20 protein-coding genes are annotated in these 25021 nt (G+C 57.8%); 15 read left to right on the top strand and 5 right to left on the bottom strand.

What is annotated here, in order from left to right:
* Positions 1-58 precede the first annotated feature (58 nt).
* A complete protein-coding gene (locus tag AB0P14_RS04025) occupies positions 59-328 on the bottom strand; it encodes a helix-turn-helix domain-containing protein (protein WP_363838027.1) in 270 nt (89 codons plus the stop codon).
* Positions 329-582: 254 nt separating this feature from the next.
* Here AB0P14_RS04025 and AB0P14_RS04020 point away from each other — a divergent pair, with 254 nt between their 5' ends.
* Complete coding sequence (locus tag AB0P14_RS04020; protein WP_363838024.1) at positions 583-1428, top strand: GIY-YIG nuclease family protein; 846 nt, start codon at positions 583-585, stop codon at positions 1426-1428.
* A 167-nt stretch (positions 1429-1595) separates the two neighbouring features.
* Positions 1596-2099 (top strand): hypothetical protein, encoded by a 504-nt coding sequence (locus tag AB0P14_RS04015; protein ID WP_363838022.1) that lies wholly within the window; start codon positions 1596-1598, stop codon positions 2097-2099.
* On the opposite strand, the gene AB0P14_RS04010 is transcribed toward AB0P14_RS04015, so the two are convergent.
* A complete protein-coding gene (locus tag AB0P14_RS04010) occupies positions 2047-2319 on the bottom strand; it encodes a helix-turn-helix domain-containing protein (protein ID WP_363838019.1) in 273 nt (90 codons plus the stop codon). The two genes, AB0P14_RS04015 and AB0P14_RS04010, sit on opposite strands and share 53 nt — an antisense overlap.
* Positions 2320-2475: 156 nt before the next feature.
* Here AB0P14_RS04010 and AB0P14_RS04005 point away from each other — a divergent pair, with 156 nt between their 5' ends.
* The 3 genes from AB0P14_RS04005 to AB0P14_RS03995 all read left to right on the top strand — a co-directional run bounded on the left by AB0P14_RS04005 (position 2476) and on the right by AB0P14_RS03995 (position 5405).
* Complete coding sequence (locus AB0P14_RS04005; RefSeq protein ID WP_363838016.1) at positions 2476-3549, top strand: hypothetical protein; 1074 nt, start codon at positions 2476-2478, stop codon at positions 3547-3549.
* Between the two features lie 306 nt (positions 3550-3855).
* Positions 3856-4302, top strand: coding sequence for a hypothetical protein (locus tag AB0P14_RS04000; protein WP_363838013.1), 447 nt, complete (start codon positions 3856-3858; stop codon positions 4300-4302).
* Entirely contained in the window at positions 4302-5405 is a 1104-nt protein-coding gene (locus AB0P14_RS03995; RefSeq protein ID WP_363838010.1) for an NlpC/P60 family protein, read from the top strand. Before AB0P14_RS04000 ends, AB0P14_RS03995 begins: the two co-directional genes overlap by 1 nt.
* Positions 5406-5444: 39 nt before the next feature.
* Here AB0P14_RS03995 and AB0P14_RS03990 read toward each other — a convergent pair whose 3' ends face one another.
* Positions 5445-7601 carry a P-loop NTPase fold protein gene (locus AB0P14_RS03990; RefSeq protein WP_363838008.1) on the bottom strand — a complete coding sequence of 719 codons (2157 nt, stop codon included), beginning with the start codon at positions 7599-7601 and terminating at the stop codon, positions 5445-5447.
* 212 nt (positions 7602-7813) lie between these two features.
* Between AB0P14_RS03990 and AB0P14_RS03985 the strand changes: the two genes are divergently transcribed.
* From AB0P14_RS03985 to AB0P14_RS03940, 10 genes are all read left to right on the top strand, one after another.
* The gene (locus AB0P14_RS03985) at positions 7814-8104 is read left to right on the top strand and encodes a hypothetical protein (protein WP_363838005.1); all 291 of its coding nucleotides are present in this window, start codon (positions 7814-7816) and stop codon (positions 8102-8104) included.
* Between the two features lie 144 nt (positions 8105-8248).
* Positions 8249-9676: a type IV secretion system protein gene (locus AB0P14_RS03980; RefSeq protein WP_363838002.1), complete on the top strand. Its 1428-nt coding sequence runs from the start codon at positions 8249-8251 to the stop codon at positions 9674-9676.
* Positions 9669-11135 carry an SCO6880 family protein gene (locus AB0P14_RS03975; RefSeq protein ID WP_363837999.1) on the top strand — a complete coding sequence of 489 codons (1467 nt, stop codon included), beginning with the start codon at positions 9669-9671 and terminating at the stop codon, positions 11133-11135. Before AB0P14_RS03980 ends, AB0P14_RS03975 begins: the two co-directional genes overlap by 8 nt.
* Entirely contained in the window at positions 11132-12592 is a 1461-nt protein-coding gene (locus tag AB0P14_RS03970) for an ATP-binding protein (protein WP_363837997.1), read from the top strand. Before AB0P14_RS03975 ends, AB0P14_RS03970 begins: the two co-directional genes overlap by 4 nt.
* Positions 12592-14412 (top strand): TraM recognition domain-containing protein, encoded by a 1821-nt coding sequence (locus AB0P14_RS03965; protein WP_363837994.1) that lies wholly within the window; start codon positions 12592-12594, stop codon positions 14410-14412. Before AB0P14_RS03970 ends, AB0P14_RS03965 begins: the two co-directional genes overlap by 1 nt.
* 2 nt (positions 14413-14414) lie before the next feature.
* Positions 14415-14966, top strand: coding sequence for a hypothetical protein (locus tag AB0P14_RS03960; RefSeq protein ID WP_363837991.1), 552 nt, complete (start codon positions 14415-14417; stop codon positions 14964-14966).
* Between the two features lie 15 nt (positions 14967-14981).
* Positions 14982-16160 carry an ArdC-like ssDNA-binding domain-containing protein gene (locus AB0P14_RS03955; protein WP_363837989.1) on the top strand — a complete coding sequence of 393 codons (1179 nt, stop codon included), beginning with the start codon at positions 14982-14984 and terminating at the stop codon, positions 16158-16160.
* 215 nt (positions 16161-16375) lie between these two features.
* Positions 16376-17053 (top strand): hypothetical protein, encoded by a 678-nt coding sequence (locus tag AB0P14_RS03950; protein ID WP_363837985.1) that lies wholly within the window; start codon positions 16376-16378, stop codon positions 17051-17053.
* 179 nt (positions 17054-17232) lie between these two features.
* On the top strand, positions 17233-22059 hold the full coding sequence (locus tag AB0P14_RS03945) for a type ISP restriction/modification enzyme (RefSeq protein WP_363837982.1): 4827 nt from the start codon (positions 17233-17235) through the stop codon (positions 22057-22059).
* 253 nt (positions 22060-22312) lie between these two features.
* Complete coding sequence (locus tag AB0P14_RS03940) at positions 22313-23470, top strand: ATP/GTP-binding protein (RefSeq protein WP_363837980.1); 1158 nt, start codon at positions 22313-22315, stop codon at positions 23468-23470.
* 95 nt (positions 23471-23565) lie between these two features.
* On the opposite strand, the gene AB0P14_RS03935 is transcribed toward AB0P14_RS03940, so the two are convergent.
* Entirely contained in the window at positions 23566-23859 is a 294-nt protein-coding gene (locus tag AB0P14_RS03935) for a hypothetical protein (RefSeq protein ID WP_363837977.1), read from the bottom strand.
* 97 nt (positions 23860-23956) lie between these two features.
* Complete coding sequence (locus AB0P14_RS03930) at positions 23957-24805, bottom strand: hypothetical protein (protein ID WP_363837974.1); 849 nt, start codon at positions 24803-24805, stop codon at positions 23957-23959.
* Between the last annotated feature and the right edge of the window lie 216 nt (positions 24806-25021).

Genomic DNA, 25021 nt, shown 5'->3' with positions numbered 1-25021 from the left:
CCATGGCTGGAAATGACTTTTACTACGTGACCGCAATCTTTGCCGAGGTCTCCCCGGCTCACAGCCAAGGCGAAAAGAATTGGCGCGCGTGTGCTATTTCGGCGACAATCGTGGGTATGTCCACCGTAAATGTTGGCCGGGAATCGGCGGACGGGGAGCCAGTCACTCTGATGATGCCGGCGTCTGACAGGATACCGATTTCCTTGGTCAACGTGACCGGACTTATGGCCAGCGCGCCAGCAAGGTCTTCGGCCGTTGCAGGTCCGAGGCTCGCCAGCATGTGGACGATTCGGCCACGCCTCAGATTCATTAAAATTGAAGGTTCCATGGAAACGCTCCCTGGCAGCGCACACGACGCGTGCCGATTGGATCTGTCTAACGAAAAATCTACTCTCACTTAACCATGGTGTAAATGCTGCTAAACGACATGACTGAGGCAGACAAATTTGTTGTCACGAGGCAGCTGACCGCAGCAAGAAGAAGTCGACGGCAGACCTGTGTTGCATGACAATGAGGCGTGCAAGCGCCGCTACGTTGCCCGACGCGTAAACCCCGTTCTGAGAGGGCGCTAAACTCGGTCGGGTGACGCTACAAACACCATTTGTTGGGCAGCTGGTTTTCGCTGACCTCATCGACGCTTCGAGAGTCGACCGGCAGCAGGTCTTGCTCCTACGGCACACCTACAATCCTGATGGGTTGACCGGCCCCGCCGATCTGACGCCGGAAAAAATACATGAGTACGTGCGGTGGCAAGGAATCGGCAACAAGATCGGGAAAACGCCGCCCAAATATTGGTTGAACTTCATCGCTGCCGGCGGCCGCCGCTCACGGTTCCTTTTCGCATACGAGAATCACGGAGAAGTAGAAGACCAGCGGACCGAGGGCATGCGCTGTTTCGATCTGCGGCCGTCAACATTCCTCAGCAACCTGAATGAGCGGTTGGTGATTGAATGGTCCAAGGACACTGTCAACTGGGCAAAGACGGCCGGGAGTGCGCTCAATTTCGCGGTCACCGAGATCGCCGAGGCACGCCCAGAACCTTTTCCCGGCTTTGACCAGTTGGTCATCCCCTTCATCGAACTTCAGGCTGTCGTAGCCGATTCGCGCTATGAGCATTGGCGCCAGGCGCTGAGCTCCGTCCAAGGCATCTACCTCATCGCAGACACAAAATCAGGACAGCTATATGTAGGCAAGGCGGACGGAGCTCAACGAATCTTGGGGCGCTGGAGCGAATATGCGAAGACGGGCCATGGTGGCAATGTTGCGCTGCGTGAGCTCAACAGCCTGGACATGGCTCATCGGCAGCACTTCCAGTTCAGCATCTTGCGGGTCTTCAGCCCAGGAGTATCAACCGCCGAAGTTGACGCGGCCGAGAGTCATTTCAAGCAGGCCCTTCTCTCGCGTCAGTTCGGCCTGAACAGGAACTGACTTCCCGTGGTCCAATGCCAGCACCGCAATGGTGTGTCCACCAAAGGTGGGCCGCGCTATTTAACGCTCTCTTGCAGGGCTGGACGCCACGGACAATACTGGAGAAGACAAAACGGTGAAACCAGATTCTGTTGGCCAACCGGCCCCGCCATCGTGAGGAGGCCGTCTTGAATGCTGGACGCGACGGCAACGCTTCTGAGCTGCCAACGCCTCAGGTGGTCATGGGCAAGCGTATCAACCTGCTCTTAGACGCCGCCGCAGAGAAGCGCGGTTCTGCAGTGCTCTTTCCTGAGATCAAGGCCGAACTAGCGGCTCGCGGCGTGGGCATGTCGCGGGCCCGATGGTTTTACATGAAGGACGGAACAGGGCCCCTGGTTAAGGACGAAAAGGTCTTGACGGCCATTTGTGGCATGTTCGACGTTGCTCCGTCGTATCTGCTCGATTTGGATTCCAGCGAACTTCCCGAGAATATCCAGGCCCGGCTTGAATTCGTCAAAGCGCTGAGGGTGGCCCGAATCCAGGCCTTCGCTGCACGTACGTTGGATGACGTTACGCCAGAAACCTTGAACGCGATCGCAGAGTTCCTGAACCATGGCATCCCGACACCTGATGACCGAACTACCGCTTTGGGGTCGTCAAATGATGAAGATGGGCCTCGAAAAGAACCCTAATACGATCGGGATTGACGAAGTATCTTGGTGCGCGGCCGTGCCGGCGCCCTGGTTCGACATCGGCACCGACGATTCCGGCATCTTCCAGGAATACTAAGTGCTTGGCCACGCTGGCATCGCTGGCGTCCACATTGGCGACAATTTCCCCGCGAGGCTCTGGGCCGTGCTCAAGTAAATAGAGGATGATGTCATTGCGCGTTTCGTTGCCGAATGTGGTCATGGCAATCCTAGCTTCGGGTGACCAATCCCTGACTGCTGGATGCGTGTTTCGTGCCATGTCTTCATTCTGCCCCATAGTTGTCAACAGTGTAAGACTGACCCCTTGACAATATTATCTTGATACTTGCACACTAGAAATATTACATTTTGACGAGGGTTGTCCGCGATCGTTGACCACGCCCATCCCGCTGGGTCCGGCTCCCGCCGGCACGATCTTGCCGCCACCAACGGTGTCCGCAGGGTTTTCCACGCAGCGCTTAACGGCGTCGTGCTTGATAGTCAAGCAATCTACAAAGCGGTGATCATCATGGGTCCCAGGGCCAGCAAAACTTATGAAGCATTTGGCACCAGTACGGCGGAACATTCACTCATCCGGCCGCCCGAATACGATATTCCCACTGATCAGCTGATGAGGGCCGTCGAAGGTGTGCGGCCCTACGTCAAGATTCACTTGGGCAGGTTTGGGCTCAGCGACGACGTTGACGACGTGTTGCAGGACATCCGGTTCGCCGCCTGGCGAGGCACAGTTCGGGGAAGCTACCAAACGGTTCCCGGGGTGAAATTTGATGCTTGGGTGCAGGGGATCGCCTGCAACCTGTGCGCCCATCACGCACGGCGGAGCATTGCCAGGTCAACGGTGCCGCTGGACGAGCGGTTTGAATCCAAAGTCAACGAGGTGATGGACATCCAGATGACGCGCCTCGAAGAGCAGTCCATCAACCACATCTGGGTCATGGAAATTCTGCAGCTCGTCAAGACGCACGTGCCCGAACGCACGTGGGAACTGGCGTTGGCCAGTCTGTCTGATTGGAAAGACCAGTCTGCCGTGGCGATGACCAAGGACGCGTCGACCAGGACTCGCTGGCACGCGATCTTTGTGGTGCGCCAGATGGCACTGACCATAAGCCACGCATTGGACGTTGAACCGCAGCAGATTGTCGATCTGGCAGCTCTGCGAACCGCCACTGTCGCTGCACTGCCGACGCCGCTGTTCCAGCTCATCGCCAGGGACATTGTCATGCCAGCAGTGGTCCGGAAGACCCGTGCCGCCGCTGTCACCGGCGTCGCCGAAGAGGCTGGTGTGAGCGTGCGCTACGTGAAGGTACAAATTGGATTGGTACGCGACCTGGTCCTAGCGGCCGAAGAAATCCTCCGGGCCGGCACCTCATGGGCAGGCACCGTCATTGAAACACCCACCGCGCTGATGGACCACACAGTGACCAAGGCCTGAGCAGCTACGCAGCGATGAGGTGGACGCATGAACACGAGATGGCTGACATTAAGGGGCAGGCCAAGTCGACGACGAGCTTGGCTGCTCTTGCTAGTCACTGCTCTGGCTGTGGCCGGAATCGCAGTGGTGTTATCGCTCAGAACACCAGCGGTGACGCCTGAAGGAAGTAGCCGGACCCCGTCGACTGCGCCCGCGATCTCACATTCGTCTGCGACACCGACTGCCGCGGTGTCACCGGCTACGAGCTCGCTGGCAAATCCGCAGCTTGCTCCAGGCGATGAACCTTTCACTCTGGACTTTCGCCAAATGGCCACTGCAGCGGCCACTACTGTTTACACGTGGGACACGCGCGAGGCCACATACTCGGAAACATACGGAAGGATACGCGCCTGGTGGCACGTACTCCCCGACGGCTCAAACCCCTTGACCGTCTTTGCGGATCAGTTTGAGGCCACGGGGACCAACGCGGCAGCATATGCATCCCTCACCGGCGCGCATGGCCACCGCACGGCCAAGGCCGAGAATTCGACGTGCGACGCGCAACTGGCCCAATTTGTCCAGTATCCCGCGCCGTGGGAAGGCCTTCATGTTTGTACGGTGACCTTGGCCGTGACGGAGCATGCAATCTCGGGCACGAACAGCTATACGGCGCCCATCAGCGTTATGGTGAACTGCCCGCCCGCCGCCACAGCCCCGGCTGATCGCTGTGAAATGGTGGCGTTCTACGCGTCATCGGACAGAATCGTCTACTGATGCCAGCCCCGGCGCTCCTCCTGGGACTGATCAAGAAGCGTGCCGCGCTGCGACTGATTGGAGCGATGGCCAGCGCATTGGTGCTGTGTTGTGTCATGGGATTTTGCGGATCAATCGCTCTAGTTGCCTTCGCATCACAAGGCTCGACCGCAGTCTGTACTGGCGCCGCAAGTGGCCCGGGTGCGGCGGTTTCGATCACGGTCCCGAGCCAGACACCTTCCCTACTCAGCGAGCCGCAAGTAACGGTGGCGAAGGCCTACATTGCTGTCGGCCGCGCCAGGGGCGTCCCAGACGACGGCATTGTTATTGCGCTCATGATGGGTCTCCAAGAATCCAACCTGCAAATGTTGGCAAACCCATCAGTGCCCGAGTCCCTGAAATTCCCTCACGACGGCGTCGGGAGCGACCATGACTCCATTGGCAGCGCCCAACAGCGTCCTTCGGCAGGATGGGGAAGTATCGGGAACCTCATGCAACCGGCCTACAACGCCGAAGCCTTCTATGGCGGGCCGCGGGGACCCAACCATGGATCGCCGCGGGGTCTGCTGGATATCCAAGGATGGCGGCAGATGGACAAAGGTGCCGCAGCACAAGCAGTCCAAGGATCAGCGTTTCCGGAGAGGTACGCCAAATGGCAGCCCGAAGCTGCAGCCATTCTGGCCGGGCTCGGGGCAGCGACGGCACCGGCTGCGTGCAGTCCTGACAAATCGGGCGTCTCCCAACCTGCACTGCCCTCTGACTTGAACCAACTCCGTCGTGAAATCCTCGCATACGCCCAGGAAGGTGTTGGTGGAGCCTACGTCTGGGGCGGCACAGCATTCAAAGCCTGGGACTGTTCAGGCTACGTGCAGTGGGTCTACGGCAAAGCTGGCATCACGTTGCCACGCACGGAACAATGGACGGCGGGAATGCCGACATCCAATCCGCAGCCGGGCGACATGGTTGTACAGAATCCTGACGGCCCCAACCACTGGGGGCACATCGGCATCTACGCCGGGAACGGCATGATGTACAGTGCGCTGAACCCTGCGGTGGGAACACTTCTGCATCCAGTGGCATGGAATGGAGGCGCGGCCTACTTCGTGATCACGTTCCATTCTTGACTTCTGCCGCCGATGGGAAAAATATTGTTCTGTGCGGCTCTAGAGCTCGAGGTCATTCTGCTTCCGGTAGGACCTGAGAACTTGATGGAAACTCGCCATAGCAAATGGTTTTCGGTCTTCGACCGTTGGCCTATGATCGAATTTCGGGCTAGATAGCTGGTCGCTTGCAGTATGGTCTGGTAGCGACTGAGAGTCCAAAATGGTGGCTATTTTCTCTATTCCAAGAACTGACTCCATTGTTTCGGCTTCGAGCTCGCCCAGCGTCCAATATGTGGGGCCAACTCTAATTGGAATCATAAGGGCAAGAATATCTTCGATTTGCCACAATTTTTGGAGTCCAACTTTTGTCCAAAGAAATTCTTTTGCCTCATCGCTGGAGGTTAAATCTCTAAGAGCCCAGAAATTTCTAAGTCCACGCTCGTTCTCCTCGTCAGTTGAATCACTGGTTAGACTGTTCAAGACGTCTTTGATGTGACTGCAGACTATTGGTATTGCCTCTGAAAACCATTCAGGCGAATCTTCACCTCTTTGTTTGGCGCTGTGCAATTGACGAAACAGATCTCCGATCATGGCGACGCCAGCAGGCCGCTCCATGGCGACTCCAATCAAATCAAGTGCACGATCGTTGGTAGTTGTGGTCAATATGTGTTCAGATAATTTCAACGCGGCCCGCGATGGTGGTGCTGCCAGGAAACCGTTCGACTTCGTCCCTATTGACTCATACTCCTGCCCCAGGATGCGAATTAGTTCCGCAGAAGGCAAAGTGTCCCCATTCCCTTGTCTAAGGATCTTGTCTACGACTCGATTGGGATCTTCAATCAGTTTGGCCTTTAGGGTGGCGGTCGCGTGGCCTGGCGCGCCGTCGTGGAGCTCTTGAATGCACTGTATGACTACCTTTTCCGCTATGTCGCTTCGGGGGACGCCAATCTGCGTATATCTGTAGAAGTAGTCTGCGTGGCCGACACCTTGCCTTAGAGCAATATCGGTTCTTTCTGCGGAACCAAATTCCATATTTGATCGACCGGAGCGAATTGGGACGAACAAATCCGCCAAAAGGTCTGCCATGTGCGACGGGAATTGCGAGCCGCAGGCTTCGAGGTATCCGATCCACCTATCCCAACGCTGGGTAGGTGATTCCTTGTTTCTTGAGAGAGCGTAATCCATTGATTTCGACAAAAGTTCATCCGCACGTTCCTCAATAAGTGCGTAGACACTGGGTTCAAATGTCCGAATAAATGTTATTAATACGAAATCAACAAAATCGACCTCACCAGCGACATCGCCCCACGTAGCGTCAACCTGCGTGAATAGTCTCTTCACTGCACGGGGTTGATTGATGTATCGATCAACGCAGTGGGACCATGACTTAGCTAACCGCTGTTCGTCTTGCTCGCTTAACGCCACCCCATGATTACTTGTCACTTCAGTGAGCGCTGCATTGACGAGGTCAGAGCGATATTCTGGTAGAAGGGAAGGGATGTCAAGCCGAAGTTGGATCATTTTTTCAAGGTAATCCCTTGCTCGACTCTTTTCCTCAGCTACCAAACCGGTTTTCATTAGTATATCTTGAAGTGTTTTTTCGTCATAACCAAGCAGGTAATAAACGTTAGGCATTCTGCCCAAAAGACGTACTAATTTGAAAGTCATTAGGAGCTCATTCGGGCCTAGCCGATCAAGATCATCTATGAGCATCAGAATGGGGTGTTGGAGTCCCCGTAAGAGTTCCTCAGCCTCTTTCCGGAGATTCTCCGGACTCTGATCTCCAACCAGTAAGTCACCAATAATTTTAGCAGCCCCGCTAACATCAACACCGACTGCCCCTCCAAGGCTGCCGATGGGTGCCATTCTGGAAATCCAATCGCCCAGTACCTTTCGCTTGCTCGAGCCTTTCATGTCATCAGGTAATGCGGATCGAATTTCGGCGAAGAATCCGGGGACAGCGGACTCGAGGGAAGAATAGGCCCAGGGATTGTATGTAATTACACTCCATGTGCCATCAGCAGCCATGGACTCTTGGATTCGGTTGAAGATTGTTGTTTTGCCGCTCCCCCAGGGGCCAACGAGCGCGACGACGGCACTGGGCGTGCGAGTTTTGAGCAGATTCAGGGAAGCAATAAAGCGTCTGACGATACTCTCAGTACCAAAACTATGGTCCCCGTCATCGGACAAGGGATCATCTCCATAGAGAACTGACATTGCGACGCTACTCCTAGGCTCGGTGTTATTCCGCCAACTCTAGTTCCAGGGACTGACATCCGGTCTCGCGCCTCGTAACAGGGTGTAGTGGTTCCAGATGAGGAGGTCTGTACGTTCAAAGTCTGCTGGTCATGTAGTTTTCCGCTTCCGCAGCCATGAAGCAGGTGAACAAAACGTCCACGCATGTGGGCAACCAGCGATTGGAGTTCACAATGTTTCATCCGGCTGCGGTGGATCCCGGGATCACACCGAACACCAACTTCCCATTCCTCGAATCCCTCAAAGAAATCGGCGGCGGCATCCTCGTCGGCGCGTTCATCGTGATTGCCATCGTGGCGATCATCGGCGCCGCCATGCTCTTGGCTGGCAAGCTCAGCCAATCCTCGCGACTGGCTTCTGGTGGTGGCATGATCCTGCTCTGGACAGGGCCGGTCGCCGCGATTCTGGGTGGCATCAACGGCTACATCCTGTGGTCGCAGAACGCGTTCAACCTCGGTTTCTAGGCGTGGGCCATGTTACCGATGGTCAAATGCAGCCTAGGTGGTTGGTGGCCGCCTGGGTGTGGCATTGTTTCTCAAGCAAACGACAATTTCGCCTCGTCGGTCACCTCCTTCATTGCCAGCGTCCTCGAGAGCATGGCGTCGTGGATGTGGTCGTTTATTTCAGGGGCGTTCGGTGTCTCAGACATTGATGCATCAGAATGGGGCATTGTCGGCGGCTTGACGAACTGGTGGGTTGTCGTCATGATGACGCCGCTCGTTGTGGTCATGATCGTCCAGCTCATCGCAGGCCTGGTCAGTCAACAGCCACGCCGCATCGGCCGTGCACTGCTTGGCGGGGCGCTTGCCGTCCCGTTGGTCTACGTGGCCACGAGCCTGATGATCAAACTCTCCAGCTTCACAGACTCCGCCTCCACGGCACTGCTGGCCACTCTCGGCAATGACCCCTACGTCGTTTTCATGAGATTGTTCGGCTTTCAAAAAGCCGAAGCTGGTTCTGGGCGCGAATGGGATGTCGTTTCGCTCAGCTCTGGAACAACGAGTGGCCCGACCGGTGCAGTGGTCGTTACAGCTATCGCTGTCCTCGTTGTGTGGATTCTGTCGTTCATCCTCATGTGCTCAATGATCTTTCGATCATTCGCACTCATTGTTCTGGCGGCTGTCGCTCCGGTGGCTCTCATGCTCCTGCCCTGGGAGAAGACGAAGTCCTGGAGCAGGATGTGGTGCGAGACGGTCATTGCGCTGTTGATTGCGAAACCACTCGCTGCGACTGTCCTTGCGGTGGCAGTCAAACTGTTTGCGAATTCGACATCGTTCAGCGGGCTTGCGTCTGGCGCCGTCGGAATGGTCTTGGCCTGCGCGGCCCCACTAATGGCCCTCAAGCTCGTCAGTTTTGCCGGCGGTGAAATTGCCGGAGCTGCCCAGATGGCAGGTGGCGGCCATGTTGCCAACAGGGCCGGAAGCTTCACGAGCCGGCAGCTAGGTCGCCAGTTCGGCGGCAAACTGCACATGCCTGGTGTAGGCAGTAAAGGGCCGACGCCAGTAGCATCCAGTCACGCGGCAGCTGCCTCGCGTCCCGCTGCCATGCACGCCGGCGCAAGCAAGGCGTGGATTGGAAACCCTACCCAGACCGCAGGACCAACTGCATCGAGCGCTAAAGCCCATGGCGCGACACCCACAGGAGCTCCGGCACATGGTTCGGGAGCGTCCAAGGCTTGGCCCATGCCGCCGGGCCCATCAGCCAAGGGCGGACAAGCCAACGCCCCGTCGAATAGCCACGAAACGTCTGCCGCCCATGACCGATCCGCCTCGATGTCTCCGCCGGCGAGCACTGGGCCAACGACGTCTCGTTACCCCGGCAGGCGCTCCGGGTCCCCAAGTAATACAGTGATGCCACAAAATGCAGGAGCATCCCGGCCGGCTGCGCCGAAGATGGACCGCCCGGACCCGGCGCCAAAGGCCAGCCCGACGAGTCCTCCGCCCCGCCCGGCGCCAACCGCACCGAATTACCCTGTTGATCCTTCCAAGCGTCTACCTAACAAGCCTCCCACCCATGGAGATGGACATCATGACTGAAGACACCCGCGTATTGCAACCTGTTCGATTCCCGCGCCACGAACGGCATGGACTGTTCATGGGGCTGCAGTGGTACCAGCTTTCCTTGGTTGCTCTGGGAATGCTGATTGCCGCCCTCTCATCCGCTACGGGCGGTCCAATTGCTTTCATCTTGACGGCGCCGGCGTGGTTGGGACTCATGCTGTTCGGGGTCCTCCAATACGCCCGCATCCCTTACCCGGTGTGGGCATTCACGGCATCGATTTTCTTTCTGCGTTCAGTCCTGAACGAGACCCGCTACCTGGCACGCCCCGAAGCGCCGAAGAAGGTCGGGACCATGGCACTGCCCGGCGGTCTGGGCAGTCTGGAACTGTGCAAGACAGCTGGTGGTGAAGGATTCGTCCTGGACCGCAATGGACATGAAGCCATGGTCTCGCTGCGTTGCACGACCACTTCGTTTGCCCTCATGGATAACGACGACAAAGCATTCGCAGTCCAGTCCTGGTCAAGGGTTCAGGCGGCGATGGCCCGGAGGCCGGCCATCGCCCGAATCGCCATTCAGGACTACACCGTGCCCTACCCATCCAGTGCGCTCCGCGCCTACTACGAGCGAGCCGTGCCCCCGGAACGAATTGCCGACGCGCAGTGGGGTGATGAGTCCTATCTGGACTTGATCGAGGCAGCAGGGTCAGCCATGAGTCACGAAATCATCATGACCATCGTCCTTGATACGGCCAAGGCGCACCGTCGGATCAAGGATGCAGGAGGCGCCATGGCCGGTTTGGAGCACGTTCTTCGCTCGGAAGTTGAAGCCTTCAGTACTGGGCTAAAAACGCACGGGGTGACGGTGACCGAGTGGTTGTCAGACACTGCTGTGACGGCCGTGGTCCGTGGTTCGTTTGACCCCGAGACAGTCGCGAAGTGGGCGGCCGCGACAGGCACCGGGAAAAGCAACACAGTGGTGTCACCCGGACCCATGGCCACCGAGGAGCACTGGACCTATCTGCGAACCGATTCGGGCTTCCACCAAACATTCTGGGTTGCCGAGTGGCCCCGCCAGCAGGTCTACCCAGGGTTTCTGCAACCGCTGATCTATGTGGGGGAGTTCCGGCACATCATCTCCCAAGTCATTCGGACAGTGCCTACGGACCAAGCGCTGCGGGACATTCGTTCCGCACAGGAAGCCCATGAAACGCGGCGCCGCATCAATGCCCGCCTGGACCGGCCCCTCACGCGGGAGCAGCGGGCGGAGGAGGAAGAAGTTGCCCAGCGCGAGGAAGAAATTGTCGCCGGTCATGGGGATGTGCGCCCGGCAGCCTATGTAACTATTACCGCTGCAACACTCGACGAGTTGTCGCGTTGCAGGCAGGAACTTGAGTCCGCCGCGGCGGGTGCGTTTGTCGAGTTGCGGCTCATGGCAGGTCAGCAGTGGCCGGCGTTCATCGCCGGCGCTTTGCCCTTGGGAAGGGGACTGAAATGAACAAGCATGTCGCCACCGTCAGTATTGCTCCTGCCGGGGAGAACCGTTCGGAGCGGAAGGAACGACGGCGGAGCGAACGTTCGCTGAACACTTCGCCGACGCTGTTGTTGCGTGAGCTGCGGGCACAGCGGGCTGCAGAAGCGGGCGGGAGCGGCTCGGTTGTTGATTGGGGGAAACGGAACGGGGCCACGCTGTGGGGCCCGCACCGAGTTCACCCAGCCCCACATCGGGCCTCGACCTTGACCATGGCGGCAGCGTACCCGTTTCTCACTGAGTCCGGGCTCGGTCCGGAGGGAACCTACATTGGCACTGACCTCTTTGGGTCCGGCGCGTTCTGCTATGACCCGTGGGTTATGTACGACAAGGGGTTCATCAGCGGGCCGTCCATTGTCGTCATCGGAACTGTGGGCACGGGGAAGTCCATGTGCGGTAAGTCCCTCGTGACCCGTTCTGTCACCCTGGGCCGCAAGGCAGCCGTTGCGTCGGACCCCAAGGGGGAGTGGGTTCCCGTCGCCAATGCCATCCCCGGAGGGAAAGTTATTTCTGTGGGTCCGGGCCGTGCAACGAGGGTCAACCCGCTCGACGCCGGGCCACGCTCCAGCGCGTTGTCCGATGCGCAGTGGCTGGCAGTGGTCCGGCAACGCCGCCGCCACCTGCTGGTGGCCCTTGTCTCGCTCATGCGACCGGGCGCCCCGCTGAGCCCGGTCGAGCACACCGCCTTGGACATGGCACTGACCGATGCAGTGGCGGCCAACAGCACACCAACGCTGCCCATGGTGCTGCAGTACCTCCTCAACCCAACCCCAGCAACAGCCGCGCTTGTCGGACCTGCCGGAGGGATCGGCGTCGGACATTCATTGCGGAGAACAGTCTCAGGAGATCTGGAAGGCATGTTTGACGCACCCTCGACCGTCGCCTTTGATGCGGATGCGCCGATCATGGTCATGGACACCTCGGCCCTGATCGGCGCCTCGGAACAAGCCTTGTCCTTGGCGGCTGCCTGTGGTGCGACGTGGCTGGAAGCGGCCGTGACGAACCCCGACGGAGCAAAGCGGATCGTTGTCTACGACGAGGGCTGGCGGATGCTCGCGGACCCTTACATGCTCGCCAAGATGAGCGAGCAATGGCGTCTGGCTCGCGGCTACGGGATTTCGAATCTGCTCATCATGCACAAGATTGCCGACCTGAACGAGATTGGCGACAGCACCAGTGGTCTGCGGCAAAAAGCACTTGGCCTGCTCACCGAGGCCGATACCAGGGTCATTTATCGGCAAAAGCACGACCCCATGCAGCTGACCAAGGAAGCGCTTGGCCTGACCGAAGCTGAATGCGAACACGTGGAGAAGCTCCCCAAGGGTGTGGGCCTGTGGAAGGTCGGCAACCGCTCGTTCATTGTGGCGAACCAGGTCACCACCGACGAGCTGGCCGTGTTCGGTACCGATGAGAGGATGCTCTGATGCCTCGGCGCTTGGACGATGGCAATCCGATGGTCACCATCGGGTTGGTTGCCACGTCAATTTACGTACTCCTCAGCCTCTTCATCGAGGCCGCTGCCCACATTGCCTACTCAGCGCAATGCGAAGGGACTGCCCCCTGGAATCTCAGCCCCGCCGTCCTGCCCGGACTAGCCAGCGGCCGGATCCAATGGATCCTGCCCGCACAAGGCGCATGCCGCATCGGCACCGGACAGGTCTGGCTCATCGTCGCACCCGTCCTCGTTCTTATAGCTGTTGCCGCGCTCGCAGGCATCCTCGGCTTGCATGTCTGGCGCCAATCCGGAGCCTGGCTCCGGCAAGACATCCTCAGCCGCGACGGCGTGGCACGGCGGGCAGAAATCGCCCGCGAATTCGGCGCCAAGGCAGCACTGAAGCGAGGCCGCTACACCCGCCCCAGCGCCAAAGACCCCAAAGTTGAAGAAGTCTCCTGGACCATCGGCAAATCCCGCGGCGTCACCGTCCACGTCTCCACCGAAGAATCCCTCGTCATCCAAGGCGCACCCCGCTCCGGGAAGGGCCTCTACGTCATCATCAACGCCATCCTCGACGCACCCGGCGCTGTCGTCACCACCTCAACCCGGGCAGACAACCTCGTCGTGACCATGAAAGCCCGCGCCACCAACGGCCGCCCAGTCACCGTCTTCGACCCCCAAGGCATGTCCGGGCTGCCCACAACCCTGCGCTGGTCACCAGTGAGGGGCTGCGAGGACCCCGACGTCGCCACCCGCCGAGCACTGGTCATCTCTGCAGACGCCGCACTCAAAGGAGAGAACGCAGCTTGGCAAAAGCGCTCGCAGATAGTGCTGCAATGTTTGCTGCATGCTGCTGCTCTCTCGGGTGAGGGGGTTTCGTCGTTTCGCCGCTGGGCATCAAACCCCGTGCTGGCAAGGGAAGCCCTTAACATTCTCGGGCGGCCCGAGGCAGCACTGGGCTGGCAGGCTGATTTGATGGGTATCGTCGACGATGACCCTCGCAACACCTCCAACTCCTGGATCGGCGTAACCGCCGCCGCAGCCCCGCTGTCCTCACCCAAGGTCCTAGCTGCTCTGAACCCGAGAGAGAGCAGCGAGCAATTCGACCCCAAAGCCTTCATCGAGCAACGGGGGACCCTCTACCTGATCGGGACTAAGAGCGGTGCTGCCGCGGCAGGTCCCTTCCTGTCCGCGTTGATCGATGACATTGACTACGCCGCCAGGGAGATGGCTTTCGTCTGCGCGGGTGGTCGGCTTGATCCGCCGTTGTCGCTCATCCTCGACGAAATTGCCAATCTTTCCCCATGGCCGGGGCTTCCAGTGGTGTTGTCGGACGGTGGTGGCATTGGCATCTCCACCATCGTGGTGCTGCAGTCCTTGTCCCAGGCCCGCTCTGGCTGGTCCATGGACGAGGCCGCCACGATTTGGGACGCCGCCATCATCAAGGTCATCTTCGGAGGCGGCTCGGACGAACGCGACCTCCGCGCACTCGCGGGCCTGATCGGCGAACGGACGCTGACGTTCAACACCCGATCCTGGTCATCGCAGGGCCGGCAGGACGGCGAGCAGATCCGCGAGTCACCGGTAATCCCGCTCCATGAGATCCGCCGACTGCCGGCCGGTACTGCCATCATGCTCGGGCGCCGCAGCCGCCCCATCCTGTTGGACCTGCGCGAATGGCATAAGCGCAAAGACGCAGCGCAACTTGGACGGTCCAAGGAGCAAACCGAGCTCGAACTGCTCACCGGCCACCTCAAACGACAGCACGAACAACAAACGCCAATCCCCGCACAAGAACAGGAGACATAGCCATGGACGAGGACGAATCCTTTGAATACGACGTCGAGAACGGTGCCGAAGACAATTTCGCGGCGCTGCTCTTCGGCTCCACGCGCGGTCTGCGCTCCGAGCGCGTACCCATGACATACCGGTGGCGGGACATGGACACCCGCACCGCCGAGACCGTGTGGAACCACCTCGGTAGTTGGGTCCGCTGGCTCGTAGAGACCTACCACCTGCCCACCTCAGTGGTTCCCGACTGCTGGTGGCGGCACTCGGACATCGTCGCCGAGCTGTATGCGCTGCAGCGGGCGGAGCAGGCCTCCTATACCGAGGACGACGGCGGTTTCGGTCCCTTGGGTTTTCATGAACACATGGAGCACAGCATCGTCCGCTTGCGGGATCTAACCAGGACGGCGGGCTGCGTCAGCTTGCAGCAGCACCGCGAACCGGTCGTCCGCCGATTGCCTGACGACGGCCCCGCCTTGACGGGGTTGCCGCATACAAGCTTGAATACGGCAAATCAGCCAGATTCGGGAACACCCGGCAGTGCGGATTCAGGCACCACCGATTCCGGACAGTAACGGAGGGATGAAGCCATGGAAGCCATATCCGAACCAACACCACGATGGCTGAAAGCAGTTCAAGCAAATGAGGGAGCGCCGCCAGCCACCCACCCCAGTCCTGAACAGCGAGTTAACGAGCTCACCGAAGGGCTCTACTCGCTGCTTGCAGAGGCTGTCGACCACCCGCAGCGATGGCACCGGCTCCTCGACGCTTCGGCGACCATGTGGCGGTACTCGGGAGGTAATGTCGCACTTTTGACGATGCAAATGGCCCAACGAGGTCCAATGAAGCCGACCCTCGTTGCCGGGTACAAGGAGTGGGAACGGCACAGTCGCTATGTTCTCAAGGGTGAACACGCCTTGTATGTGATTGCGCCAAGAACCGCCCGAATCACGCCTGCTGATGAACAAGGTGAGGCTTCCGGGGCGCGAAAACCTGAACTTGCGGCGTCGGGGGACGGTGAACACCGATCAAGGATTGTCGGATGGCGTGGACAGGCAGTGTTCGATGTGTCGCAGACCGAGGGGGAGCCTTTGCTTGTTCCTATTGCCGGTCAGCTGGAGGTGCCATCGCAGCCAGATTCATGCACTCAGCTGTGGGAGTCTCTCACTGGAGTGGCACGAAACGCGCGCTACAACATCGTCGTCTCGGAGATGCAGGCAGGATTGGCGGACGGCTACACCGACCACGGACGTCGCCTTATCAGCGTTGGGTCATGGCTGGATGCTGAGGATCGAGTTGCAACGCTCGCGCACGAACTTGCCCACGCTTCGTTGCACGTTCCAGGAGACGCCATCGGAGCCCTCTATGGCAGCAGTGCCGAACACCGTGGCCTCGCAGAGATCGAGGCCGAGTCAGTTGCCTACGTGGTCCTTCGGGCTCATGGCATCGACCGGGGTGTGCAGTCAGCTGCCTATTTGTCAGGTTGGGCCGACGCCGTGCTGGAAGCAGAATCACATTCAATTCTCCGATGTACTCGGGACAGGAAGCCTATGTCCCGAGTTGATGTCGCCAAGTCCGTTTTGGGCCGCGTGACCTCTGTGGCCAGAACGATTATGGAGACTACAAATCCGCCGGGGTTTGGTGGGAAGTTGGGGCTGGCAGGTCCCCGCACCTCTCCAAGGAATATGACACGGGATCCGGTCAATCAACCATTGATGAATGGCGGTTACGACGATTCAGCCTGGCGGGGGCCGATTGCCGCGGGCTAGTTGAGGCGCCAGCATCACAGCCGCTCGTCACCCCTCGAAGGCAGATCGCACCACTTCGGAAAGTAACCCAACGGACCATCCTCCAGAGTCCCGTATGTCCGAGCGCGGAACAAAGATCCCTGATCTCGCTGCTTTGCTGATGTTTGCCGGGTTCACGCTAGGTTGGTCATAATCTGCCTGTTGCTAAGAAGTTCATTGCCACGAGGAGCCTGACCATGACAGCCTTACCCGCCGATTTGAAGACAAAGTTCCAGACGTGGGATGACAGTGGACGCCCGCAGCAAGTCGGTTTTGAATGGAAAACAGAGAATTGGCGGAGGTATCTAAGAAATAGCAACATCTTGGATTCTCTTCCAAACCCCATCGACCGACGTGCCGTCATTGACACGTTTAGGCGGATTTACGACTCCGACTCCGCCCTCGACGCGTTCATCGCCAGCTACCTCTGGGGTTACGCCAAGGCAGGTTTCGGGCCGTACCGTGCGGAAAGAGTAATCCGTCTAAACAACGGTCCAGAGCGAGGGAAGGACTTCGCAGCAGAATTGTTCAAGCTCGCTATGATCGCGATGGAAGAGGGCGGGGTTGCGGCCTACGAACACATCGTTTCTGAGCGTCGCCGAGATCGCCACTTCTTCGCGCAGTGGGGTCCAGCCTTCGCAACGAAATTTATCAGCTATGCCACTCAGGCCTCCGACAAGGTTGGCACTACCCCGATCTTGGACGCCATAGTTTCCGAATGGTTCGGTGATCACTGCACGGAGATCGGGCGCCTCTGGCTGACCTGGCACAGTGCCGGCAGCTACCGCAGATACACGGACTGCATGGCCGAGTGGGCCAATGAACTAAGTATCGAACCTGAACAGGTGGAACAGCTCATCTTCAACGTACGTTGAAACGGAAATTGCTCTCTTCTTGGCAGCCACTGTGTAGGCCACTATTTGGGCTGACTGAACTGCTGCTGGGGAAAGGCAGTCGCCCGTATCGTCGAACGGCTGAGGTGGAGCATCGGCGCGCCTGGTGAAGTGGACCCGGCGGTTCATTGGATCAGGTCGACATACGGCAAGATGAATGCATGGGATCTGCAACATTCGAAGACGTTCTTGACCGCTTGTACTTTACTGCCATTGACCAGAAGGACAAGGGTAGCAAATTCGAGCGCTTGATCAAGCGCTATTTGGAGTTGGAACCGAAGTACGCGGACCAGTTCTCGGACGTCTGGATGTGGCAGGAATACCCCGGCCGAGACGGCAAAGTGGATACCGGGATCGATCTTGTCGCCAAGGACCGATACACGGGTGAACTGACAGCCATCCAGTGCAAATTCTATGACCCGATGTCGACGCTTCAGAAAGCGCAGATCGACTCGTTCTTCACGGCTGCCGGAAAGATTGATTTCTCCTACGGGATGGTTATCTCCACCACCGACAAGTGGTCCAAGCACGCGGAGGACGCGCTGGAAGGCCAGTCCAAGGAAATGACGCGGCTCCGTTTGCAGGACTTGGCTGAGTCGACCATTGATTGGGCCGAGTTCGACGTCGACGTGCCGGAGCAGATGACCCAGCTGGACCGGAAGGAACCCCGCAAGTACCAACGGGAGGCCATCAACGACGTGGCCGCAGGCTTCCAAACCGGCGACCGCGGAAAATTGATCATGGCCTGCGGCACCGGCAAGACCTACACCTCCCTGAAGATCGTTGAGGAACAGGTGCCCATCGGTGGGACCGTGCTCTTCCTTGTCCCCTCCATCGCGCTCTTGCAGCAGACTCTCAACGAATGGACTGCTCAGGCCACCGTGCCCATTAGGGCGCTCGCAGTCTGTTCTGATTCGAAGGTGGGCCGCAAGGAGAACGAGGACGTCAGTGTCCATGACCTGGCGTTCCCGGCCACCACTGATCCGGTCAAGCTGGTGAATCGCGCCCGGATCAGCACCGGCCAGGAGGCTGTGACGGTGGTGTTCTCCACGTACCAATCCATTGACGTGATCGCTCAGGCGCAGCAGCAGGGCCTTGCCGATTTTGATTTGATCCTCTGCGACGAGGCGCACCGGACCACGGGCATCACCGAGGCCGACCACGACGACTCTACTTTTGTTCGCGTCCACGATGAGACGTACTTGAAGGCGGCCAAGCGCCTGTATATGACGGCGACGCCGCGCATCTACGTCCAGGAGTCCAAGGCCAAAGCTGCCGAGGACAACGTCGCTGTCTACTCCATGGACGACGAATCCGTGTTCGGCCCGGAGTTCCACCACTTGGGCTTCGGTAAGGCCGTGGAGATGGGTCACCTGGCCGATTACAAGGTCCTGGTCCTGGCAGTGGATGAAGAAGCCGTGTCTCGTTCCTTCCAGGGCATGTTCGAGGAGAACGGAGACCTCAAGCTCGACGACGTCGCCCGCATCGTCGGCTGTTGGAATGGGCTCTCCAAGCGCGGCGTCAACGGCCAGCGCCTCGATATTGTCGACGGCTCGCCAATGCGCCGAGCTGTCGCGTTCGCCCGCAACATCAAGGAATCCAAAAAGCTTGCCGAAGAGTTTGAACTGATCGGCAAGCAACTCCTCGTCAATGCCGCTGACGAAGACGTGGCCGACGCGTTGAAGTTGGAGGCCGGCCATGTGGATGGCACCTTCAACGTGCTGGAGCGTTCCGCGAAGCTGGACTGGCTCAAGGAACAGGCAGACGGTAATGTCTGCCGCATCCTTTCGAACGTTAAGTGCTTGTCCGAGGGCGTGGACGTGCCGTCTCTGGACGCGGTGCTATTCCTGAATCCGAGGAACTCGCAGGTCGACGTCGTCCAGTCTGTGGGTCGCGTGATGCGCAAGTCCGAGGGCAAGGAATACGGCTACATCATCCTGCCGATCGCAGTGCCGGCATCCCAGGATCCCGAGACAGCACTGAATGACAACAAGAAGTACAAGGTTGTCTGGGACGTACTTCAAGCCCTGCGCGCCCACGACGACCGCTTCGATGCGATGATCAACAAGCTTGACTTGAACCGCAACGCCAACGATGTCATTGACGTAATTGCGGTCTCGGGCACCTTTGACGGGAACGACGGCGGTGCCCCGGCAGGGGAGAAGAACGCCACAGACGCTGCGGGAACTCAGGAGACGTTGTTTACCCTGGCGCGGGCAGACGAATGGCGCAACGCAATCTTTGCCCGCATGGTGCGCAAAGTTGGCGACCGGCGCTATTGGGAATCATGGGCCACTGACGTCAAAGAAATTGCTGACCGGCACGTCATTCGCATCCGTACCATCTTGGATGGGCCCGATCCTCGTGCTCGCGAGGAATTCACGGTGTTCCTGGATGGGCTGCGCGGCAACCTCAATGACGGCATCAGCGAATCCGACGCCATCGACATGCTCTCGCAACACCTGATCACTAAGCCCGTCTTCGAGGCCCTCTTTGAAGGCTATTCCTTTGCGGCTCACAATCCAGTCTCACTAGTCATGGACTCGATGATCGACGTACTGGAGCAGTACAACCTCGATTCCGAGGTTCAGAACTTGGAGGACTTCTACCGCTCCGTGCGGATTCGGGCCGAAGGCGTCACGAACGCCGAAGGCAAGCAAAAGATCATCACCGAGCTCTACGAACGGTTCTTCAAACTCGCATTCCCTAGAACAGCTGAGTCGCTCGGCATCGTTTACACACCTGTGGAAGTAGTGGATTTCATCATCCGTTCCATGGACGATGTCCTAGCGAAGGACTTCAACTCGTCATTGTCGGCCCCCGGCGTGCACGTCCTGGACCCATTCGCAGGAACTGGCACATTCACCGTGCGGATGTTGCAGTCGGGTCGAATCAAGCCAGAGGATCTCCTCCGGAAGTACACCCAAGAACTGCACGCCAACGAGATCTTGTTGATGGCGTACTATATCGCCGCAATCAACATTGAAGCTACCCTGCACGGCTTGCTTGAGGGCCAGACAGCTGCCAGTGCCGGGGATAATTCCGCAGCGGCATACGTTCCTTTCGAAGGCATAGTCCTTACGGATACTTTCCAGATGTCCGAGGATGAAGACACCCTAGATGAGCAAGTCTTTACTGCCAATAACGACCGAGTAATTACCCAAAACAAATTAGATATCAGGGTGATTGTAGGAAATCCTCCATATTCCGCAAAGCAGACGAGCGAAAATGACAATAATCGCAATATGAGCTATCCAAGATTGGATGCGCGTATTCGTTCGCAATATAGTCAAAGGTCAATTGCTCGAAATCGCAATTCTCTCTACGATCCGTATATTCGTGCGATATGCTGGGCGACCGATAGGGTTGGAGCGACTGGCGTAATTGGATTTGTGACGAATAGTGGCTTCCTAGACGCAGCGAACTGCGACGGGTTGCGACGTACGTTGGTGGAAGAATTCAATCACATCTATATCTATAATTTACGCGGAAACCAAAAGGCTCAAGACTGGAGGGCTGAAGGCGAAAAGATTTTTGGTGAAGGCAGTCAGACTGGGGCAGCGATCACCATATTTGTCAAAGATGGTAGTCGATCTGCCTGCAAAATATCCTATTTCGAAGTGCCGGACAATTCAACTCGAGTTGAGAAATTGAGAGTTCTAAACGAAGCAAATCTGCAAGAAGTAGAATGGATTGAGCTGACTCCTGATGAGCATAATGATTGGCTCAATAAGCGGTCCAGAAATATTCTAGGGTCACCATTGGCGCTTGCTAAGGATTCGCCACAACAGGATATTCCTATATTTTCTAGAGCTTCTCGCGCCTTAGGTACGAGCCGAGATGCCTGGGTTTATGGATACTCGAAGAAAAATGTTTCGGAGAATGTGAAATTGACTCTGGAGACCTATGATCTTGATCGAGAAGCCGCGCGTCGTTCAGGTGATGTTTCGAATTACATTGCCAGTGACCAGCTTGATCGAGATCCAACGCGGATAAGCTGGACGTTAAGTCTCAAGAACCGACTTGCGGCAAACAAGACAATAGATTTCGAGGAGGATGATCTTAGGATTGCAGCCTATAGACCATTTTCGAAACAGTGGATATATTTCAATCCTGACCTGAATCACGAGAGATCAAAGCTGCCAGAGTTCTTCCCCGCCAGTGATTCTGATGCCTTGGGATTCGTGATCACCGGACCACGTTCGGCACGTCCCTTCACAGCGTTGATGGTTAGTAATCCACCGGATCTTGCCAGTTTTGGTGGGCAGACTAATGCCCAATTCTTCTCGCGGTATGGTCACTCCGCCTCGGTTGGACAGGATGACCTGTTTTCATCACAGGGCCCAAGTCGCTTTGACAACGTTACTGATGCAGCGCTGGCTAGCTACCGTTCTGCTTATGGGGTAGAAACCTCAAAAGACGACGTATTCTTCTACGTATACGGGCTGCTGCACTCGCCCGACTACCGAAGTGAATTCGCGGCGGACTTGAAGAAAATGCTACCGCGCATCCCCAAGGTCGCTGGGGCGGAGAAGTTCCTGGCGTTCTCGCAGGCAGGCCGGGAACTGTCTGCTCTACACATTGGCTACGAACAGCAAGAGCCGTACCCACTCACAGAGGTGGAGACCGCCGTCGTGCCCGTGGGAGACGACTACACGAAGTACGCGGTGAAGAAGATGAAGTACGGCGGCAAAGCCGGAGCTTGGGACAAAACTCGTATTGTCTACAACAGCAACGTCACCCTCGAAGGTGTGCCAACGGAGTCGCAGAGATACATGCTGGGGTCCAGATCGGGCATTGACTGGATTCTGGAGCGATACCAGGTCAAGACGGACAAACCATCGGGGATCGTCAACGATCCCAACGACTGGTCGCGCGAACATGAGCAGCCGCGGTACATCGTCGACCTGATCGGCCGAATTGTCACCGTGAGTCTGGAGACCAATCGGATCGTGGATGGGCTGCCCTCCTTGAATCTTGAAGGGTGAGCGCCGGGATGATGGCGGACTGGCAGGTTCTGAATGGGGCAGGCATTCGCGATGTCTGGGCCTGGAGTTGTCAATAGGAGTGTCAACGTCTGGGAAAGCCAGCAGCGTGGAGATCAACTGTGCATGAGTCGTTGGCGTGAATTCAAGGCATCCGAATCTGGCAGCTTCTGGCATTCGGCAACATGATGGCCCTCGTCGGTCGGCAAGTCGCGAAATGACAGGTTTGGAGACTCCTTTTGTGTAGGCTGCCCATATGCAACTGAACAGGGCCCTAGAGCAGCACATCGCAGTTTTTGGCGAGAGCGGCAGCGGCAAGACCGTCATGATTTCTTCGTTCTACGGCGCTGCACAGGAGCCTGAGAATCTCAAGAAGAATCTGTTCCACGTCGTGGCAGACCGAACTGGTCAGGGCAATCGGCTTCATCAGAACTACCTTGGCATGAGGGATTCGTCGAAGCTTCCTGCCACGAATCAATTCTCGGCCACCTCCTACTCGTTCTCCATCAAGATGAAGGATGGAGCCAATGAGAATGCCAAGGCAACGAAGGGAAGGCCCTTCGATGCCCTACGTCTCGTCTGGCACGACTACCCGGGGCAGTGGTTCGAGCAGGACGTCAGCGGACCTGAAGAGGCGCAGCGCAGAATTGACACGTTCAAATCTTTGATGAGTTCTGATGTTGCCCTGTTGATGGTGGACAGCCAGCGGCTGCTGGATAACGCAGGCGAGGAGGAGCTGTACCTCAAATCGGTGTTGGGTAATTTTCGTAATGGACTACTGTCGATGAAGGGAAACCTGTTGGTCGACGGCAAGCCCCTTATCGAATTTCCTCGTATCTGGATTATGGCCCTCTCAAAGTCTGACTTGCTGCCAAACATGGACGTGTTTAAGTTCAGGGATCTTCTCATTGAGAAGGCCAGCGATGAATTGAATGAACTAAGGGAGGTCCTTGCTGGACTCGTCGAAGCCAACGAAGCACTGTCTGTGGGTGAGGACTTTGTACTTCTTTCGTCAGCAAAGTTTGGGTCAGACAAGATTGAGATGACTAAACGCGTTGGTCTGGAACTGATCCTCCCCATTTCCGCGATGCTTCCATTCGAGCGGCACGCACGGTGGAACCAGGCGTATCAACTGCCTGCGAAAGTAGCTCAGAATCTACTGGTCGGTGCCGGCGCTCTGGCTGCCGTGTTTGTTTCGCGTAAGATCAAGCTGCCTGGTCGGATAGGCGCGATATTTGCCGTCGTTGGTGCCGAATTAGTGAACGAAGCCGTCAAGATGGCATCGGACAAACTCAGGGACGCCCAAGCTGAAGCACTAGCCAAGAAGGACTACTTGGCAGCAACGTTGACTCGCTTTCGGCTGGACTTAGTCAAAGGGGAAGAGGAGCACGTCCTTCTTCGGAGTCTCAGGTGAGCATAATCTGGGCTACACGGGGGCGTACCTGGGGATTCCGGTTCCTTCGTGACCGGCAGTTCCCAGATCCACTCACGGAATACGACAAAGTCTTCTCAGGCGTGGGGGATGGACCAGAAGCCTTCAGCCATGTCAGCAGCAAGGTGGCGCTTCGCTTCCCGGATCCATTGGGTAGGAAAGACCGAGCAGGTCGAGTCATTCCACACGAATTCGTTGTTTTCCCGCCCTTGGCCGATCAGATCACCTCGAGCGACGATGGTCTTCGGTTGGTCTGGCCATTGGTCGCCGAGGAATTCGCACGGGTCTGGGATCAACCCCAGCCGCCCGCGGCGAACGGATGAGATCTGCTGCGGAGAGCCGCCTTGGGGGAGCATGACCTGATATTTCAACTGCCTACACGACCCGAAGCGGTATGTGTATCTTGCCGGTCTCGGCGGAGACATTTAGAACGAAACCTGCGCTAGCCGTCACTTATTGGCCCCTGTACTAGCCTCTGTCTTGATCCGCTATCCGTTTGAAGATCGCATCGGCCAGGTGGTCGTTGTGGAACCGGGTGTACATGGAGGGACCCTTGCGCATGAGGTTCAGGGCGAGCTCTTTGGCTGGTTGGGCGATTGGGCTGCCCTCCTGCAAGAGGTGCGACAGTGTTTGAAGCCCTGTGAACCCCAAATGGAAAACATCACCGATGGTTCCGTAGGCGCTTATCTGGTTGTAGACGTCGAGGTTTTGTTGCCGTAGCCATGGCTGGATGTTATTGCTGGCACTGTTGTGGAGGTTAATGAATCCTGCAACGACGAAATCGCCCTCGATGGTAGATTCTCCGATGACAAGGACCTCGGCATTCTGGGCGCTGATGGTGATCAACCGGCGCCATGTGGAGCTGCGACCCGTCGAAGCCATGGCCGTTGCGGCCCAAAAACGTCCTTCAGTCTGGCTGGGCCACGGCAGTGCAGTGGCAACATAGCTTGCGGCGGCGGCGAGGAGTTCTGGGAAATCACTGCGACTGCTGAGCTCTTGAAAACGAGCAAGTCCAGCCACCCGGCGGGCAGCTGCAATATATCTGGGTGCATCGAACGGTTCCGAGGCGTTGGATTCGAGCCATTCGGCCTGGGCTTGTTCTTCCATGACAATGTTCAGCAGGCTGTCGCCGCCGGGGCGGCCCGCCAAATCGAGATTGCGGACCCGGTGGCCACGCTGTTCAACGGAAGCGAGGACCTCCCGCTCTCGGAGATTGAGCTCCTCGGACAGGAAAGGCCGGAAAGCGATGTGGGTGATGTCATCCCAGCGGCGCCTGTGGGAGCCAAAGCGGTTGACCACGTTCAGGCTCTGGCCCACGTACCTTTCTCCGTTTGCGAAGGACAGGATGTAGATTCCGGTGCGACTGTCTTCGGGTTCAAAGCGAAAGGCTAGAGATTGCACTCCAAGGACTGGCCAGTTTTGGAATCGTAGGGCACCCACTTCAAGGGTCCTGTCCATGATCAACTCCGATCAGTGCATGTAGTGCAACTTTCGTCCATGCTATAGCGGCAAGGGTAATACTGGCGGCGAAGG

This window comes from Specibacter sp. NPDC078709 (assembly GCF_040686795.1).
GTDB lineage: Bacteria > Actinomycetota > Actinomycetes > Actinomycetales > Micrococcaceae > Specibacter.
The sequence above is the reverse complement of the archived record's forward strand: the minus strand, read 5'-3'. Positions and strand labels throughout refer to the sequence as shown.